Annotated in this window: 11 protein-coding genes and 1 pseudogene; 3 read left to right on the top strand and 9 right to left on the bottom strand. The window is 72.0% G+C overall.

The annotated features are described in order from the left end of the window. Positions 1 to 3: 3 nt before the first annotated feature. The 3 genes from ACFYPN_RS20920 to ACFYPN_RS20910 form a co-directional block, all read right to left on the bottom strand. Positions 4 to 1,860 carry an acetolactate synthase large subunit gene (locus ACFYPN_RS20920; protein ID WP_358762811.1) on the bottom strand — a complete coding sequence of 619 codons (1,857 nt, stop codon included), beginning with the start codon at positions 1,858 to 1,860 and terminating at the stop codon, positions 4 to 6. A gap of 202 nt (positions 1,861 to 2,062) precedes the next feature. Continuing rightward, positions 2,063 to 4,906 (bottom strand): putative bifunctional diguanylate cyclase/phosphodiesterase, encoded by a 2,844-nt coding sequence (locus tag ACFYPN_RS20915; protein WP_389300001.1) that lies wholly within the window; start codon positions 4,904 to 4,906, stop codon positions 2,063 to 2,065. A 371-nt stretch (positions 4,907 to 5,277) separates the two neighbouring features. Continuing rightward, positions 5,278 to 6,228 (bottom strand): 2-hydroxyacid dehydrogenase, encoded by a 951-nt coding sequence (locus ACFYPN_RS20910; protein WP_389299999.1) that lies wholly within the window; start codon positions 6,226 to 6,228, stop codon positions 5,278 to 5,280. Between the two features lie 320 nt (positions 6,229 to 6,548). On the opposite strand from ACFYPN_RS20910, the gene ACFYPN_RS20905 reads away from it, so the two are divergent. Both ACFYPN_RS20905 and ACFYPN_RS20900 read left to right on the top strand, forming a co-directional pair. Further along, positions 6,549 to 7,505, top strand: a complete 957-nt coding sequence (locus ACFYPN_RS20905) for an aldo/keto reductase (protein WP_389300261.1) — start codon at positions 6,549 to 6,551, stop codon at positions 7,503 to 7,505. 181 nt (positions 7,506 to 7,686) lie between these two features. Beyond that, entirely contained in the window at positions 7,687 to 8,904 is a 1,218-nt protein-coding gene (locus ACFYPN_RS20900; RefSeq protein WP_358762808.1) for a PQQ-dependent sugar dehydrogenase, read from the top strand. 214 nt (positions 8,905 to 9,118) lie between these two features. Here the strand turns inward: ACFYPN_RS20900 and ACFYPN_RS20895 are convergent, their stop codons facing one another. Both ACFYPN_RS20895 and ACFYPN_RS20890 read right to left on the bottom strand, forming a co-directional pair. Further along, the gene (locus tag ACFYPN_RS20895) at positions 9,119 to 9,844 is read right to left on the bottom strand and encodes a hypothetical protein (protein WP_389299997.1); all 726 of its coding nucleotides are present in this window, start codon (positions 9,842 to 9,844) and stop codon (positions 9,119 to 9,121) included. 273 nt (positions 9,845 to 10,117) lie between these two features. Beyond that, positions 10,118 to 10,477: pseudogene (locus ACFYPN_RS20890) on the bottom strand (signal peptidase I); the annotation flags it as partial. 113 nt (positions 10,478 to 10,590) lie between these two features. On the opposite strand from ACFYPN_RS20890, the gene ACFYPN_RS20885 reads away from it, so the two are divergent. Further along, positions 10,591 to 11,457: a GNAT family N-acetyltransferase gene (locus ACFYPN_RS20885; protein ID WP_389299994.1), complete on the top strand. Its 867-nt coding sequence runs from the start codon at positions 10,591 to 10,593 to the stop codon at positions 11,455 to 11,457. Positions 11,458 to 11,534: 77 nt separating this feature from the next. Here ACFYPN_RS20885 and ACFYPN_RS20880 read toward each other — a convergent pair whose 3' ends face one another. The 4 genes from ACFYPN_RS20880 to gatA all read right to left on the bottom strand — a co-directional run bounded on the left by ACFYPN_RS20880 (position 11,535) and on the right by gatA (position 16,264). Then, positions 11,535 to 12,794 carry an SLC13 family permease gene (locus ACFYPN_RS20880; protein ID WP_389300258.1) on the bottom strand — a complete coding sequence of 420 codons (1,260 nt, stop codon included), beginning with the start codon at positions 12,792 to 12,794 and terminating at the stop codon, positions 11,535 to 11,537. A gap of 203 nt (positions 12,795 to 12,997) precedes the next feature. Beyond that, positions 12,998 to 14,506 (bottom strand): Asp-tRNA(Asn)/Glu-tRNA(Gln) amidotransferase subunit GatB, encoded by a 1,509-nt coding sequence (gene gatB, locus ACFYPN_RS20875; RefSeq protein WP_389299992.1) that lies wholly within the window; start codon positions 14,504 to 14,506, stop codon positions 12,998 to 13,000. A gap of 16 nt (positions 14,507 to 14,522) precedes the next feature. Then, complete coding sequence (locus ACFYPN_RS20870; RefSeq protein ID WP_358762833.1) at positions 14,523 to 14,756, bottom strand: hypothetical protein; 234 nt, start codon at positions 14,754 to 14,756, stop codon at positions 14,523 to 14,525. A 5-nt stretch (positions 14,757 to 14,761) separates the two neighbouring features. Next, positions 14,762 to 16,264, bottom strand: coding sequence for an Asp-tRNA(Asn)/Glu-tRNA(Gln) amidotransferase subunit GatA (gene gatA / locus ACFYPN_RS20865; RefSeq protein ID WP_389299989.1), 1,503 nt, complete (start codon positions 16,262 to 16,264; stop codon positions 14,762 to 14,764). Positions 16,265 to 16,268 lie beyond the last annotated feature (4 nt).

The following is a 16,268-nucleotide window of genomic DNA, read 5'->3' as shown; positions in this document are numbered from 1 at the left end:
CTCTCAGTCGTCTTCGTGGTCGCCGAAGTCGGGGCGGACGCCGCGGGCGGCCATGACCTCGTCGTTGGAAGTGCCGGCGGCGACCATCGGCCACACCATGGCGTCCTCGTGGACGATGAAGTCGATGACGACCGGGCGGTCGTTGATGGCGTTGGCCTCTTCGATGACCTTGTCCAGGTCTGCGGGGTCCTCGCAGCGGATGGCGTAGCAGCCCATCGCCTCGGAGAGCTTGACGAAGTCCGGCACCCGGGTGCCCTTCGACGGGACGCCGTCGACGTCGGCCCCGCCGCTCAGCACGGTGTTGGAGTACCGCTGGTTGTAGAAGAGGGTCTGCCACTGGCGGACCATCCCGAGGACACCGTTGTTGATGATGGCGACCTTGATCGGGATGTTGTTCAGGGCGCAGGTGGTGAGTTCCTGGTTGGTCATCTGGAAGCAGCCGTCGCCGTCGATGGCCCAGACGGGAGCGTCCGGCCGGCCGACCTTGGCGCCCATCGCGGCCGGGACCGCGTAGCCCATGGTTCCGGCGCCCCCGCTGTTGAGCCAGGTGGAGGGCTGCTCGTACTGGATGAAGTGCGAGGCCCACATCTGGTGCTGACCCACGCCCGCGGCGAAGATCGTTCCCTCCGGGGCGAGTTCACCGATGCGCTGGATGACCTGCTGCGGGGAGAGGCTGCCGTCCTCGGGCAGGTCGTAGCCGAGGGGGTAGGTCTCGCGCCAGCGGTTGAGGTCCTTCCACCAGGAGCTGTAGTCACCGGTGTTGCCCTCGGTGTGCTCGGCCTGGACCGCCTGGACCAGGTCGGCGATGACCTCGCGGGCGTCGCCCACGATCGGCACGTCGGCGTGGCGGTTCTTGCCGATCTCGGCCGGGTCGATGTCGGCGTGCACGATCTTGGCGTACGGGGCGAAGCTGTCCAGCTTGCCGGTGACGCGGTCGTCGAAGCGGGCGCCGAGGGCGACGATCAGATCGGCCTTCTGCAGCGCGGTGACGGCGGTGACCGAACCGTGCATGCCGGGCATGCCCACGTGCAGCGGGTGGCTGTCGGGGAAGGAGCCCAGCGCCATCAGGGTGGTGGTGACCGGGGCTCCGGTCAGCTCGGCCAGCACCTTCAGCTCGGCCGTGGCACCGGCCTTCATCACGCCGCCGCCGACGTACAGCACCGGGCGCTTGGCCTGGGTGATGAGCCGGGCGGCTTCGCGGATCTGCTTGGCGTGGGGCTTGGTGACCGGGCGGTAGCCGGGGAGGTCCTGGGTGGGCGGCCAGCTGAAGGTCGTCTGCGCCTGGAGGGCGTCCTTGGCGATGTCCACGAGGACGGGGCCCGGACGGCCCGTCGAAGCGATGTGGAACGCCTCGGCGATGGTGTGCGGGATGTCGTCGGCGTTGGTCACCAGGAAGTTGTGCTTGGTGATCGGCATGGTGATGCCGCAGATGTCGGCTTCCTGGAACGCGTCGGTACCGATGAACGCGGAGGCGACCTGCCCCGTGATCGCGACGATCGGCACGGAGTCCATGTGCGCGTCGGCGATCGGGGTCACCAGGTTGGTGGCGCCGGGGCCCGAAGTCGCCATGCAGACACCGACCTTGCCGGTGGCCAGGGCGTAACCGGAGGCCGCGTGACCCGCACCCTGCTCGTGCCGGACCAGGACGTGGCGCACCCGGGTGGAGTCCATCAGCGGGTCGTAGGCGGGAAGGATGCAGCCGCCGGGAAGGCCGAATACCGTGTCGGCGCCGACTTCCTCGAGAGAACGGATGAGGGACTGCGCGCCCGTGACGTGCTCAACGATGGCGGACGGCTGTCCGCCGGTACGGGACCGCGACTGGGGGTGGTGGGCCCCGGTGGCCTGCTCGGTCATCGGCATTCTCTTCTCGAGGCTGAGGGTTTTGCGGGGTTTTGGGGAGCGCCAGTGCAACAAAAAACCCCTCGTGCCGTGAGGCAAGCGAGGGGAGCGCGCCGGTGCGGTAGGCGGAGTGTCGTGCCACTCCGCTTCAGCCGACGCGCTTTCCAAGTACGAGAATTCGGGTGCGCATGGCATTGACCCTCTCTCCGGCACGCCGACCGTGTCAAGCGGGTGGGACGGACGTCTCACCATGTGGGCCACCCAGCCGGGGCGGCGAACCCCCGGCGAACACGGGCTGAGCTGCCGGTACGCCGCCGGGTACGGGAAAGTGCCCGCGCCGCAGCGCGTGGCGCAGGCGGTACTCGTCCAGCGGCCCGGAGAAGGCCACCCCCTGGCCGTGGGTGCACCCCATGGCGCGCAGCGCGAGCACCTGCTCCGGGACGTCCACGCCGTCCGCCACCGACTGCATCCCGAGATCGCAGGCGATCCGCAGCAGCCCGCTGGTGATCTTGTACAGCCGGGCCGACTCCACCACACCCTCGACGAGACCCCGGTCGAGTTTGAGTACGTCGATGGGGAGGCGGCGCAGCGCGTTGATGGCGGCGTACCCGCTGCCGAAGCCGTCGAGCGCGATACGCACGCCGAGCCGGCGGAGCGCCACGAGGCGGCGTTCGAGCTCGTCGAAGGAGATCCGGGGGTCGCTGTCGCCCACTTCGATCATCAGCGCCCCGGAGGGCAGGCCGTGCCGGGTCAGCAGCGCCTCGACGGAGCCGAAGGGGAGGGCGTTGTCCAGCAGCCGCCCGGCGGAGAGCCGGACGGAGACGGAGACCGGGTACCCGGCCCTGGTGCGCTCGGCGGCCTGCTCAACGGCTTCCTCCAGGAGCCAGCGGCCGAGTTCCGCGGTGCGGTCGCCGTCGTCCGCGACGCGCAGGAACTCGGCGGGGGTGAAGAGGATGCCCTGGGAGGACCGCCAGCGGGCCTGCGCGGCCACCGCGGCGACGGTGCCGGTGGCGAGGTGGACCACGGGCTGGTGGAGCAGGGCGAACTCGCCGTCGCGCAGGGCCGTGCGCAGCCGGGCGGCGAGCTCGGAGCGGCGTACGACGTCGGCCTGCATCTGGGGGGCGTACAGCTCGACGCGGTCCTTGCCGGCGGCCTTGGCGCGGTACATCGCGAGGTCGGCGTTGCGCATCAGGTCGGTGGGGGTGATCCCGGGCTCGGCGAAGGCGACCCCGATGGAGGCCGCCACCCGCACCTCGCCGGGGCCGATGAGGTAGGGCTGGGAGAGGGTGAGGCGCAGCCGGTCCGCGATCTCGTGGACCTGGTACTCCCGGGCGGCCTGGTCACGGGTGCCGTCGCCGACGATCAGCGCGGCGAACTCGTCGCCGCCGAGGCGGGCGGCGGTGTCCCCGGCCCGGACGGAGTCGGCGAGCCGCCGGGCGGCCTGGACGAGGAGTTCGTCGCCCGCCTGGTGCCCGATGGTGTCGTTGACGGCTTTGAAGCCGTCGAGGTCGATGAAGAGCACGGCGGTGCCGAGATCGCCGACGCGCCGTCCGCCGAGTGCCTGACGCACCCGGGTGGTGAAGAGCGCCCGGTTCGGCAGGTCGGTGAGCGGGTCGTGTTCGGCGTTGTGCTGCAACTGGGCCTGGAGGCGCACGCGTTCCGTGACGTCGCGGCTGTTGAGCAGGAGGCCGCCGTGGTGGCGGTTGACGGTGGACTCGACGTTGAGCCACTCCCCGGCGCCCGACCGGAAGCGGCACTCGATCCGGGTGGTGGGCTCCTCGACGGGGTGGGCGGCGAGGAAGCGGCGCACTTGGTGGACGACTCCGCCGCGGTCGTCGGGGTGGATGATCGAGATGAGTTCGGTGTCGAGCAGGTCTTCCGCCGGGCAGCCGTACACCCCGGCGGCCGCCGGACTGACGTAGCGGAGCTTGCCGTTGGGGTCGGCGATCATGATGACGTCGCTGGAACCCTGGACCAGGGAGCGGAAGTGGTTCTCCTGTTGGGCGAGCCGCTGGGTGAGGGTGAGGTTGTCCAGCAGCATGATCGCCTGACGCAGCACGAGGGCCAGCACGACGGCGCAGCCGGTGAAGACCACCACGGCGTCGACCCGGCGGCCCTCCACGACGTTGTACAGGATGCTGAGGGTGCAGACGGCGGCGGCGAGGTAGGGCGTGAGCGCGGCCAGCGATCCGGCGATCGGGCGGCTGGTGGCGCGCCCCGCGCGGGCGGGGCGCTCGGGGAGTGCGGGGTGCCCCGGTTGCGCGGCCGCGTGCCGTACGCCCCAGGGCGCGTACGCGAGGAGGAGCGAACCGGCGAACCAGCCCGCGTCGAGGAGCTGCCCGGATTGATAGGTCGAGCGGAGCAGCGGCGAGGTGAACAGGGCGTCGCTGACGACCGTCAGGGCGAGTCCGGCGATGGCGGTGTTGACCGCCGAGCGGTTGGCGTTGTTCCGCCGGAAGTGCAGGGCCATGACCATGGAGACGAGCACGATGTCGAGCAGCGGATAGGCCAGCGACAGCGCGGCGCGGGCGACGCTCTCCCCCTCGCCGACGACGTCGGTGGTGTGCGCGAGGGCGAGGCTCCAGGAGAGGGTGAGCAGCGATCCGCCGATCAGCCAGCTGTCGAGCACCAGACAGAACCAGCCGGCCCGGTTGGCGGGGCGTTTGGCGAGCACCAGGAGTCCGACGATCGCCGGCGGGGCGAAGCAGAGGAAGAAGAAGTCGGCGGCGGAGATCGGGGGTACGTGCCCGTCGAGGACGACTTCGTACCAGCCCCAGACGGCGTTTCCGCAGGCGGCCATCGCGGAGGAGAACGAGAAGAGCAGCCAGGCGGCGCGGGCGGGCCGGCCGGCCGCGCCCGCGTACAGGAAGCAGGAGACGGAGGCGATGAGGGCCGCCAGGCTGAGGCCGAAGTCGCCCATGAAGAGGGCCAGTCGGGCCGAGCCCCAGCCGACCGCGGCACCGACGGCGTACCCCGCGCAGACGAGGGCGAGCAGGATCTGGGGCAGCACCTTCGCGCGGGCGGACAGGACCGGCCGACGGGAGAGCGGAGCCTCCAGCGCGCTCACCGGACGGCCCTCGGGTCCGGGGCGGCCCGTCGCACGGCTCCGTGCGTCGCCGGCACGCTCCGGCCCACCGGCACACTCCGCCCCCTCGGCACCCGGTCCGGCACCGGTCGCGACGGCGGGCGGCCACCCGGCAGCGCTCGCGCCGAAGTCCGATGTCGCCGGTTCGGTGTTCGTCCGTCCCGCTTTTGGCCGCACATCGCCCACTGCCCCCTCGCGTCCAGCTGCCCGCCCCGCCGCCGTCCTTCCACGGCGCAGCCCCCGCCTCTGGACGATACACCAGACTCGTCACGCAAAGCCATAGTCTCTCTACTCTCCGTGACGACCTGGGGTGTTGCACGCACGGGGTGTGGTGACGCGGCTCCGGGACGCTGTCAGCCGGTGGTGTGCACGACGTTCCGCACCGGCTCCCCCGCGGCGAACCGGGTCAGCTGGCCGGCGATCAACCGCTTGGCCCTCGGCAGGAACGCGGAGGTGCTGCCGCCCACGTGCGGACTGATCAGGACGTGGGGGGCGTGCCAGAGCGGATGGCCGGCGGGCAGCGGTTCCGGGTCGGTGACGTCGAGCGCGGCCCGCAACCGTCCCGACTCCAGCTCGGCCAGGAGTGCCTTGGTGTCCACGACCGGGCCCCGGGCGACGTTCACCAGCAGTGCGCCGTCCGGCATCGCGGCGAGGAACGCGGCGTCCACCAGCCCTCTCGTGGACGGGTTCAGCGGAGTGGACAGGATCACCACGTCCGCCCGCGGAAGGAGAGCGGGCAGCTGGTCGAGCGCGTGCACGGGCCCGCGCGCGGTGGTCCGGGGAGAGCGCGCCACGCGTGCGATCCGCGCGCACTCGAAGGGCGCGAGCCGGTCCTCGACGGCCGAACCGATGGACCCGTACCCCACGATGAGCACGGACTTGTCGGCGAGCGCCGGGTAGAAGCCGGACCGCCACTCCTCGTCGTCCTGGCCCCGCACGAAGCCCGGGACGTCCCGGAGCGAGGCGAGTATCAGCGCGAGGGCGAGTTCGGCGGTGGAAGCCTCGTGCACGCCTTTGGCGTTGCAGAGGCGCACGCCGGCCGGGAGCCCCGCGAGGGCGGGTTCCACGTGGTCGGTGCCGGCCGAGAGGGTCTGCACGACCTGGACAGCGCGCATCTCGGGGATCGGACGGACGGATGCCTCCGGGCCCTTCATGTACGGCACCACGTAGAAGGCGCAGTGCGCCGGGTCGGCCGGGAACTCCGGCCCGCCGTCCCAGAAGTGGTAAGTGAGGCCCTCGGGGAGCCCGTCGATCGAGTCGGCCGGCAGCGGCAGCCACACATCGGTGCGGGTGGTGGAAGTCATGCGTCCGAGGTTAGGCGGTGTCCGGAGGCCGCCTGAGTGGTGTCCGGTGGATCAAGGCCGGGCAGGGCGCGGCTGCCGGGGTCGCGGCCGCGGCCATGATCTGCCGGGCACCACCTGAGTGGCGTCCCTCGGAGGCCGGCCCGGGGCGCGGCTGCCGGAGGTGGCGGCGTGGTCGCGCGGCGCTGTCCTTCCGAGCCGCGTGACGCAACGTGGCTGTCCACTCCCTATCGTGGGGCGAGCACGGGGCGAGCCCTGGGCGGTGGGCCGAGGGAGGGTTCGGGCAGTTGGAGCGCAGGACGATCGGTGGGGCGGCGCTCGCCGTGGGCGCGGTGGGGCTGGGCTGTATGCCGATGAGTTGGGGCTACAGCGCGTCACAACGGCTCGGCGAACGCTCGCTGCGGACGGTGCACGCGGCTCTCGACGCGGGGGTCCGGCTGCTCGACACGGCGGACATGTACGGCCCGTTCACCAATGAGCGGCTCATCGGCCGGGCACTCGAGGGGCGGCGCGAGGACGCCTTCATTTCGACCAAGTGCGGCCTGATGGTGGGCGATCAGCACATCGTCGCCAACGGCCGCGCCGGGTACGTCCGCCGGGCCTGCGACGCCTCGCTGCGACGGCTGCAGACCGATGTGATCGACCTGTACCAGCTGCACCGGGCCGATCCGGAGGTGCCGGTGGAAGAAACCTGGGGTGCGATGGCCGAGCTGGTGTCCGCCGGGAAGGTGCGGGCGCTGGGGTTGTGCGCCGTGGGGGCGCGCGTCCCGCGCCGGTCCCGGGCGGGGCTGCACGACGCGACGATCCAGCAGTTGGAGCGGGTGCAACAGGTCTTCCCGGTCAGCGCGGTCGAGGCGGAGCTGTCGGTGTGGTCCCCGGAGGCGCTGGTGTCCCTGCTGCCCTGGTGCACCGCGCGGGGGGTGGGGCTGCTGGCCGCGATGCCGCTGGGCAGCGGCTACCTCACGGGCACCCTGAAGCCGGGGCAGGGCTTCGAGCCGGACGATCCCCGGGCCCGCCACCCCCGGTTCACCGCCGAGATGATGGCCGCGAACCAGCCGGTGGTGGCCGGGCTGCGCCGGGTCGCGCAGCGCCACGGGGCGACGCCCGCTCAGGTGGCGCTGGCGTGGGTGCTGCGGCAGGGCCCGCACGTGGTGCCGGTGCCCGGCGCGAAGCGGGAGGAGTGGGCGGTGGAGAACGCCGGGGCCGCCGGGCTGGTGCTGACGGACGGCGATCTCGCCGAGATCGCCGCGCTCCCGCCCGCCCTCGGTTCGTGGGACTGAGACCCGCCCCGACGGACGCCAATTGATCGTGCGCGAGCACTTCCGGCGGGAGAACGGCGCCGGATCGGCGCGATGCCCGCGTACCCGGCGCCGGTACGGGCACCATGGGCGGGACGGTCCGCGGACGGGCGGCCCGGGAGCGGACGACGGGGCCCGGCGGGCCCGGAGAAGGATCGGTTCTGTGCGCGGTGCGGTGTTCGGATCAGTACGTGTCACCGGGGCACGCGGCCCGGCGGTGGCTCTCCTCACAGCAGCGGCGCTGGCGTTGACGGCCGGCTGCTCGTCCTCCTCGGGGGAGCCGGGGGACCGGGCATCGGGGGGCTCGCACGCGACGGGCCCCGCCGGAGCCGCCTCGCCGTCCGCGTCCGCCACGGCCTCGCTGCCGCCGGCGGAGGGTTCCGCGAAGGTCGTCTCCACCCTCACCACCGGCCTGGCCTCCCCCTGGGGGCTCGCGGTGCTGCCGGGCGGCGACCTGCTCGTCTCCTCCCGGGACGAGGGCACGGTGACCCGTGTCGACGCCGGGAGCGGGAAGAAGACGCTGCTGGGGTCCGTCCCCGGGGTGTCGCCGGCCGGTGAAGGCGGGTTGCTGGGTCTCGCCGTCTCCGCGACGTACGGCGCCGACCACCAGGTGTACGCGTACTTCACCACCGAGTCCGACAACCGCATCGCCCGGATGGTGTACGACGAACGGCGTCCCGCCGGACAGCAGTTGGGGGCGCCGGACACCATCCTGCGCGGCATCCCGAAGGGCGCGATCCACAACGGTGGCCGGATCGCCTTCGGGCCGGACCGGATGCTCTACGCGGGCACCGGCGAGACCGGTGACGACGGGCTGGCGCAGGACGAGGACTCGCTGGCGGGCAAGATCCTGCGGATGACCCCGGACGGGGAGCCGGTGCACGGCAATCCTGAGGCGGACTCGGTGGTCTACTCCCCCGGCCACCGCAATGTGCAGGGTCTGGCGTGGGACCGCGAGAAGCGGCTGTGGGCCTCGGAGTTCGGCCAGGACACCTGGGACGAGCTGAACAGGATCGAGCCGGGTGGCAACTACGGCTGGCCCGACGTCGAGGGCATCGCGCCGAAGGGCACGGGCGGCGACTTCATCGACCCGGTCGCCGAGTGGAAGACGGCCGAGGCGTCCCCCAGCGGCATCGCGTACGCGAAGGGTTCGATCTGGATGGCAGGTCTGCGCGGCGAGCGGCTCTGGCGGATTCCGCTGACCGGCACGGAGGAGGAACCCCTGGCGAAGCCCCGGGCGTTCCTGGAGGGGACGTACGGCAGGCTGCGGACGGTGGTCGCGGCGGGCGGCGACAAGCTGTGGGTGGTGACCAGCAACACCGACGGGCGCGGCGACCCCGGGCCGGGCGACGACCGGATCGTGCTGGTGGAGGTGGAGTAGTGGTGGCGGCCGGCCCAGACCGTGTCCGACCATGCGCGTCGGATCAGCGGGCGGTGTCCGGCGCGGTGCATCGCAAGGCGGAGGATCGCCCGTGTACTGGATGTACTCGGGCAGTCCGACAACACCGCGAGGCGCCGTGCCGGACACCGCCCGCCCGGCGGGAATGGTCGGACACGGTCCAGGGCAGGGCCGGCCGCCACGGCCCGGGGCCGGGTCAGGAGGCGTTCGGCAGCCCGGCGATCAGGTCGAAGTACATGGCGATCGAGATGACGATCCCGATCGCGCCCAGCACCACACCGCCGAGGGCGACGGAGCGGATCCAGGACGGCTGCGGCTTCACGGAGGGCGTGCCGAAGGCGGGCCGTACCAGCACGTAGACGCCGACGAGCAGGGCGACGAGCGCGAAGATGCCGTTCACGAGGGCGGTGGTGTGCCAGGCGTCGCCGTAGATCTCGTGGATCTGCTGGGCGGCGCTGCCGCCGTTGGAGGTCTTGATCTGGCCGATCAGGGTCTCGCGCTCGGAGGCGACCTTGCCGCTCCAGCCGCCGACCAGGCCGACGACGCCGAGGGCGGCCGAGACGATCGCCCCGGCACCGGCGCCGACGCCCCGGGAAGCCGTGTCGTCGTCGTCCTCGTCGAAGTGCTCGTCGTCCAGGTCGTCGAACTCGCCGGACTCGTCGGTCCTGGTGACGGAGCCGGTCGCGGTGCCGGAGCCGGACTCGGCGCCGGGCTTGGTGAGCGCGTCGGGCTTGGTGAGCGCGCCCGTCGGCTCGTTATTCTCCCCGGCGGACCCGGCGGACCCGGCGGACCCGGCGGACCCGGCGGACGGGGAGCCGCCCTGCGCCACCGCGTCGGCGGCGTCGGACACGGGCGGCTGCTGCTCCTCGCGGTCGTCTTCGGCGGCGGGGGCGGTGGAGGTCTTGGCGGGGGGTGTGTTCATGCGCCGCACGCTAGGTGTTTCGTATGAGAACCCTCTTAACGTCCCGGACTACCGGGGCTGTCCGGAACGGTTCACAGCCCCGCCCGGCCCGCCCGTGGGGCCCGAGGACCGACCTCATCCGGGCTCATGCGAATGCGAAGACGCGGTCCCGCCGTCAGAAGACGCGGTCCCGCCGTCATCCCCTCGGGCATCTCCCGCACGCACACCCACCCCCGAAGCCGCACCCCCACCCACCCCCGAAGCCGCACCCCCACCCGCGTCCGGCGCCGCGAGCACCGCGTAACCGGGCACCGAGGGCCACCGGACCGTCAACACGACCGACTCCTCCTCCGCGAACCAGGAGTGGTCGACACCGTGCCCCCAGACGACGTAGTCGCCCTGGCGGGACAGCACCACGTCCCGGCGGGGCAGCTCCACCCGGAACCGCCCGCTGATGAGCACCAGCAGCGCCGTCCGCGCCTCGCCCCGCACCCATTGCGCCCGCTCGTCGCCGCGCGGGTGGACCCCCCACTTGATCTCGACGTCCTGACTGTGGCGGGGGTCCCCGGCGTCCTTGAAATGCCCGAGAATCCATCCCCGGTCCAGGGCCGCGTCGGCACCGGCGTTGCCCACGTACACGCTGTCGTCGTTCATGCGTACGGAGCTTAAGGGCCGTCGCGCACCCGCCAGGAATGGCGGGACGGCCGCAGCGTCGAGCAAGCGGTTCCCCGTGGTCGAGGAGATCCGGGATGCCGGGATCATGAAGCATGCTTCCGAATGAATGGCACCTCACCCAGGACGTCGAGGACTTCCTCGCCCACGCCGGGGACTTCCTGCGCTCTCGCCCCGCCCTGCACAACACGCCGTTGACGGACATCGAGAAACTCCGGATGCGCAAGCCGGACGCCCAGGGCCCCGTCACCGCCGTCTTCGGCCGGCAGGAGGTCCGGGGCGAGGTCCACGGAGTCTTCTATCTCACGTCGCGCGGCCGCCTGGGTCTCACTCCCCTCTCCGTCGAGCAGACCGAGGCCCTCGCCGCCCGCCTGGCCGTCCTCGGCCATTCACCCGCCCATGTCATCGCGGACCACGACACCGCCACCGCGTTCGCCCACTCCTGGCAGCGGCACACGGGCGCGGCGTCGGCACTCTTCTGGCGGACGCATCTCCACCGTCTCGGCACCCTCACCCCGCCGCGGCCGCGCCCGGAGGGCCGGGGCCGTCTCACGGGCGCGACGGACCGCGAACACCTCGTGCGCTGGTGCCGTGAGTTCTGCGTCGAGGTCGGGGAGCAGCCCTCCATCGAGGTGATCGACGCCGGCTCCTGGGACGACTCGCGCTTCGGTGACCGGCACTTCACCTTCTGGGAGAGCCCGGAGGGCACCCCGGTCTCGATGGCGGCCGCGACCTCGCTCATCGGCGGTATGGTCCGGATCGACCCCGTCTACACCCCGGCTCACCTCCGGGGCCGCGGTTACGCCGGCGCCGTGACGGTCGAGGCGAGCCGGGCCGCACTGGACGCGGGCGCGTCGGACGTCGTCCTGTTCACCGACCCGGACAACCCCACCAGTAACGCCCTCTACCGGCGCATCGGGTACGTCCACCTCGCCGATTTCGCCGGGTACAGGTTCTCCTAGGAAATCGCACGCGTGAGCACCCGTACGACGCGTCGCACTCAGGTGAGCCGTCTGCTGCTTGCCCGTCCCGACGTCCCTCACACCCCGATCAGCCGCAGCGACCCCCACAGCGCGACCGTCGAGACGGCGAGCGTGGCGGGGACGGTCAGCAGGCCGAGCCGGGTGAAGTGGCCGAGGTCGGGCGGGGAGTCGTGGGCGTGCAGGATGCGGCGCCACAGCAGGGTGGCCAGCGAGCCGACGTACGTCAGGTTCGGGCCGAGGTTGACCCCGATCAGCGCGGCGAGCAGCGGTCCGGGGCCGGCTGCCGCGACGACCGGCAGCAGGGCGAGGATCGCGGGGAGGTTGTTGATCAGGTTGGCCAGTACGGCGGCGACGGCCGCGACGGCGAGGAGGGCGGCCAGGGAGGAGCCGTCGGGGAGCACCTTGCCGATGCCGGTGCCGAGCCCGTGGTCCACGACGGCCTTGACCACGACGCCGAGGGCGAGGACGAAGAGGCAGAACGGCAGGTTCGCCGAGTGCAGCAGCCGCAGCGGGGTGGTCCTGCGCTGCCCCAGCGCGCGCACCCCGAGGACCAGGGCTCCGGCCAGGGCGGCCCAGAGGGGTTCCGCGCCCGCGAAGGAGGTGACGACGAACCCCAGCAGGGTCAGCACCAGCACCACCAGGGTGAAGACGGGCACCTCGGTCCGTTCGGCGTCCGGGTCCGGCGCATGGGCGCCGGCCGCCAGGTCTTCGGCGAAGACCTGGCGGAAGACGACGTACTCGACGGCGATGGCGGCCAGCCAGGGCAGTGTCATCAGCGCGGCGAACCGGGTGAAGGAGAGCCCGCTCGCGGTGAAGGCGAGGAGGTTGGTGAGGTTGGAGACGGGCAGCAGGAGCGACGCCGAGTTCGCCAGGTGCGCGCAGGCGTAGACGTACGGGCGGGGGCGCGCGCCCACCCGGGCGGCGGTGGCGAAGACGACGGGGGTCAGGAGCACGACCGTGGCGTCGAGCGAGAGCACGGCGGTGATGACGGACGCCACCACGAACACCCCGCCGAGCAGCGGCCCGGTGCGGCCCCCGCAGAGCCGGGCGACCAGATCGCCGGCGGCCTTGAAGAGCCCTTCGTCGGCGCAGAGCTGGGCCAGGACGAGGATCGCGGCGAGGAATCCGACGACCGGCAGCAGGTCCGCGGTCTGCTCGCGCGCCTCTTCGAGCGGTACCGCCCCGATCACGACCACCAGCACGGCGGCGGGGACGGCCAGCACGGCCTCGGGCAGTCCGCGCGGGCGTACGACGGCGAACGCCAGGACCGCGAGGAGGACGGCGACGGAGACGGTCGCGGCGAGCACGGTGTTCAGCGGACCCTCCGGGGCCGACGGGCCCGCCACCGGGGGCGGGCGTGAACGGGGGCGGTGCGGGGCGGGGCGCGCACGGCGCGGGCAGGCCGTGCACGCGCGAAGGGGCGGCGCACCCGATGCCGGATGCGTCGCCCCTTCGTACGAACGGAGCCGTTGACGGGAGGTGACCGGGGGTCAGCCCTCCGCGCCGGGCTTCTCCGGGGTCAGCCCTCGACGCCGAGCTTCTCCAGGATCAACTCGCTGACCCGGGCCGCGTCGGCCTGACCGCGGGTGGCCTTCATGACCGCGCCGACGAGCGCGCCCGCCGCCGCGACCTTGCCGGCCCGGATCTTGTCCGCGATGCCCGCGTTGGCGGCGATGGCCTCGTCGACGGCCGTGGAGAGCGCGCCCTCGTCGGAGACGACCTTCAGACCGCGCTTCTCGACGACGGTGTCCGGGTCGCCCTCGCCCGCGAGGACGCCCTCGATGACCTGGCGGGCCAGCTTGTCGTTGAGGTCGCCCGCGGCGACGAGCTCGGTCACCCGGGCGACCTGCGCCGGGGTGATGGGCAGCTCGTCGAGGCCGCGGCCGGTCTCGTTGGCGTTGCGGGCCAGCTCGCCCATCCACCACTTGCGGGCCTGGTCGGACGGGGCGCCCGCCTCGGTGGTGGCGACGATCAGGTCGACGGCACCGGCGTTGAGGATCGACTGCATGTCGAACTCGGAGACGCCCCACTCCTCACGGAGCCGGTTGCGGCGCACGCGCGGCAGTTCGGGGAGCCCCTTGCGGAGCTCCTCGACCCACTCGCGGGCCGGGGCGACCGGCACCAGGTCCGGCTCCGGGAAGTAGCGGTAGTCCTCGGCGTTGTCCTTGATGCGGCCGGAGGTGGTGGAGCCGTCCTCCTCGTGGAAGTGCCGGGTCTCCTGCACGATCGTGCCGCCGGAGGAGAGCACCGCGGCGTGCCGCTGGATCTCGAACCGGGCGGCGCGCTCGACGGAACGCAGGGAGTTCACGTTCTTCGTCTCGGAGCGGGTACCGAGGGGGACGGTGCCGTTCGGGCGCAGCGACAGGTTCACGTCGCAGCGCATCTGGCCCATCTCCATGCGGGCTTCCGAGACGCCGAGCGCCTTGATGAGCTCGCGGAGCTCGGCGACGTACGCCTTGGCGACCTCGGGGGCGCGGGCGCCCGCTCCCTCGATCGGCTTGGTGACGATCTCGATGAGGGGAATGCCGGCGCGGTTGTAGTCGAGCAGCGAGTGCGAGGCGCCGTGGATGCGGCCGGTGGCCCCGCCCACGTGCGTCGACTTGCCGGTGTCCTCTTCCATGTGGGCGCGCTCGATCTGCACGCGGAAGATCTCGCCGTCCTCCAGTTGGACGTCCAGATAACCGTTGAAGGCGATCGGCTCGTCGTACTGGGAGGTCTGGAAGTTCTTCGGCATGTCCGGATAGAAGTAGTTCTTCCGGGCGAAGCGGCACCACTCGGCGATCTCGCAGTTCAGCGCGAGGCCGATCTTGATGGCGGACTCGACGCCGATCTCGTTGACGACGGGGAGTGCGCCGGGCAGACCGAGGCAGACCGGGCAGGTCTGCGTGTTGGCGTCCTGCTTGAGCTCGGTGGAGCAGCCGCAGAACATCTTGGTCTTGGTGCCCAGCTCGACATGGACTTCGAGGCCCATGACGGGGTCGTACGTCGCGAGAGCGTCCTCGTACGACACCAGGTCAATGACAGTCACGGTGTAACTTTCCCTCTCAGCCCAGCAGGACGTCGTCGTCGCCGAGACGCTTCAGTTCGCGGTACAGGATCGCGAGGCCGGTGACGATCGCGGCGGCGGAGACGGCCGCGTCGATGAGCCGCAGCACGTCGTTGTCGTTGCGGGCCAGTTTCGCCTGCTTGGCGACGCTGATCGCACCGAAGGCGGTGCTGCCCAGCGAGACGTACAGACCGGTCCGGGACTTCTTGAAGTTCTTGGCCTTCTTTGCCATGGCACTCACAGCGACGGAGCCTCCTCGAGCAGCGGGTGCCCCCACTGTTCCACGAAGGCGGCCTCGACGGCGGCTCCGACCTTGTACAGACGGTCGTCCTTCATCGCCGGGGCGATGATCTGAAGACCGACCGGCAGGCCGTCCTCGGGTGCCAGGCCGCACGGCAGCGACATGGCGGAGTTGCCGGCGAGGTTCGTCGGGATGGTGCACAGGTCCGCGAGGTACATCGCCATCGGGTCGTCGGCGCGCTCGCCGATCGGGAAGGCGGTGGTCGGCGTGGTCGGCGACACGATGACGTCGACCTGCTCGAAGGCCTTCTCGAACTCCCGGGTGATGAGGGTGCGGACCTTCTGCGCCGATCCGTAGTACGCGTCGTAGTACCCGGAGCTCAGGGCGTACGTACCGAGGATGATGCGGCGCTTGACCTCGTCGCCGAAGCCGGCCTCACGGGTGAGGGCGGTGACCTCCTCGGCGGACTTCGTGCCGTCGTCGCCGACCCGCAGGCCGTAGCGCATGGCGTCGAAGCGGGCCAGGTTCGAGGAGCACTCGGACGGCGCGATCAGGTAGTACGCGGAGAGCGCCAGGTCGAACGAGGGGCAGTCCAGTTCCACGACGGTCGCGCCCAGCGAACGGAGCAGCTCGACCGACTCGGTGAAGCGCTGGACGACACCGGCCTGGTAGCCCTCGCCCGAGAACTGCTTGACGACGCCGACGCGCATGCCCGCCACGGAGCCGTTCCGCGCGGCCTCGACGACCGGCGGGACCGGGGCGTCGATGGAGGTGGAGTCCATCGGGTCGTGCCCGGCGATGGCCTCGTGGAGCAGGGCCGCGTCCAGGACCGTGCGGGCGCAGGGGCCGCCCTGGTCGAGGGAGGACGAGAAGGCGACCATGCCGTAGCGGGAGACCGAGCCGTAGGTGGGCTTGACGCCGACGGTGCCGGTGACGGCGGCGGGCTGGCGGATCGAGCCGCCGGTGTCCGTGCCGATGGCGAGCGGCGCCTGGTACGAGGCGAGCGCGGCGGAGGAACCGCCGCCGGAGCCGCCGGGGATGCGGGTGAGGTCCCACGGGTTGCCGGTCGGGCCGTAGGCGCTGTTCTCGGTGGAGGACCCCATGGCGAACTCGTCCATGTTGGTCTTGCCGAGGATGACGACGTCGGCCTCGCGCAGCTTCTTCGTGAGGGTCGCGTCGTACGGCGGGACCCAGCCTTCGAGGATCTTGGAACCGACGGTGGTCGGCATGTCCTTCGTGGTGAAGATGTCCTTCAGCGCGAGCGGGACGCCGGCCAGCGGGCCGAGCTTCTCGCCGGCGGCCTTCTTCGCGTCGACGGCGCGGGCCTGCGCGAGCGCGCCCTCGCGGTCGATGTGCAGGAAGGCGTGGACCTTCTCGTCCACGGCCTCGATCCGGGCCAGGTGGGCCTCGGTGACCTCGACGGCGGTGAGTTCGCCCGCGGCGATGGCCGACGCGATCTCGGCCGCGGTGAGCTTGATGACGGTGCTGTGGTCGGTCATGGTG

The organism is Streptomyces sp. NPDC005576 (assembly GCF_042871745.1).
GTDB lineage: Bacteria > Actinomycetota > Actinomycetes > Streptomycetales > Streptomycetaceae > Streptomyces.
The sequence above is the reverse complement of the archived record's forward strand: the minus strand, read 5'-3'. Positions and strand labels throughout refer to the sequence as shown.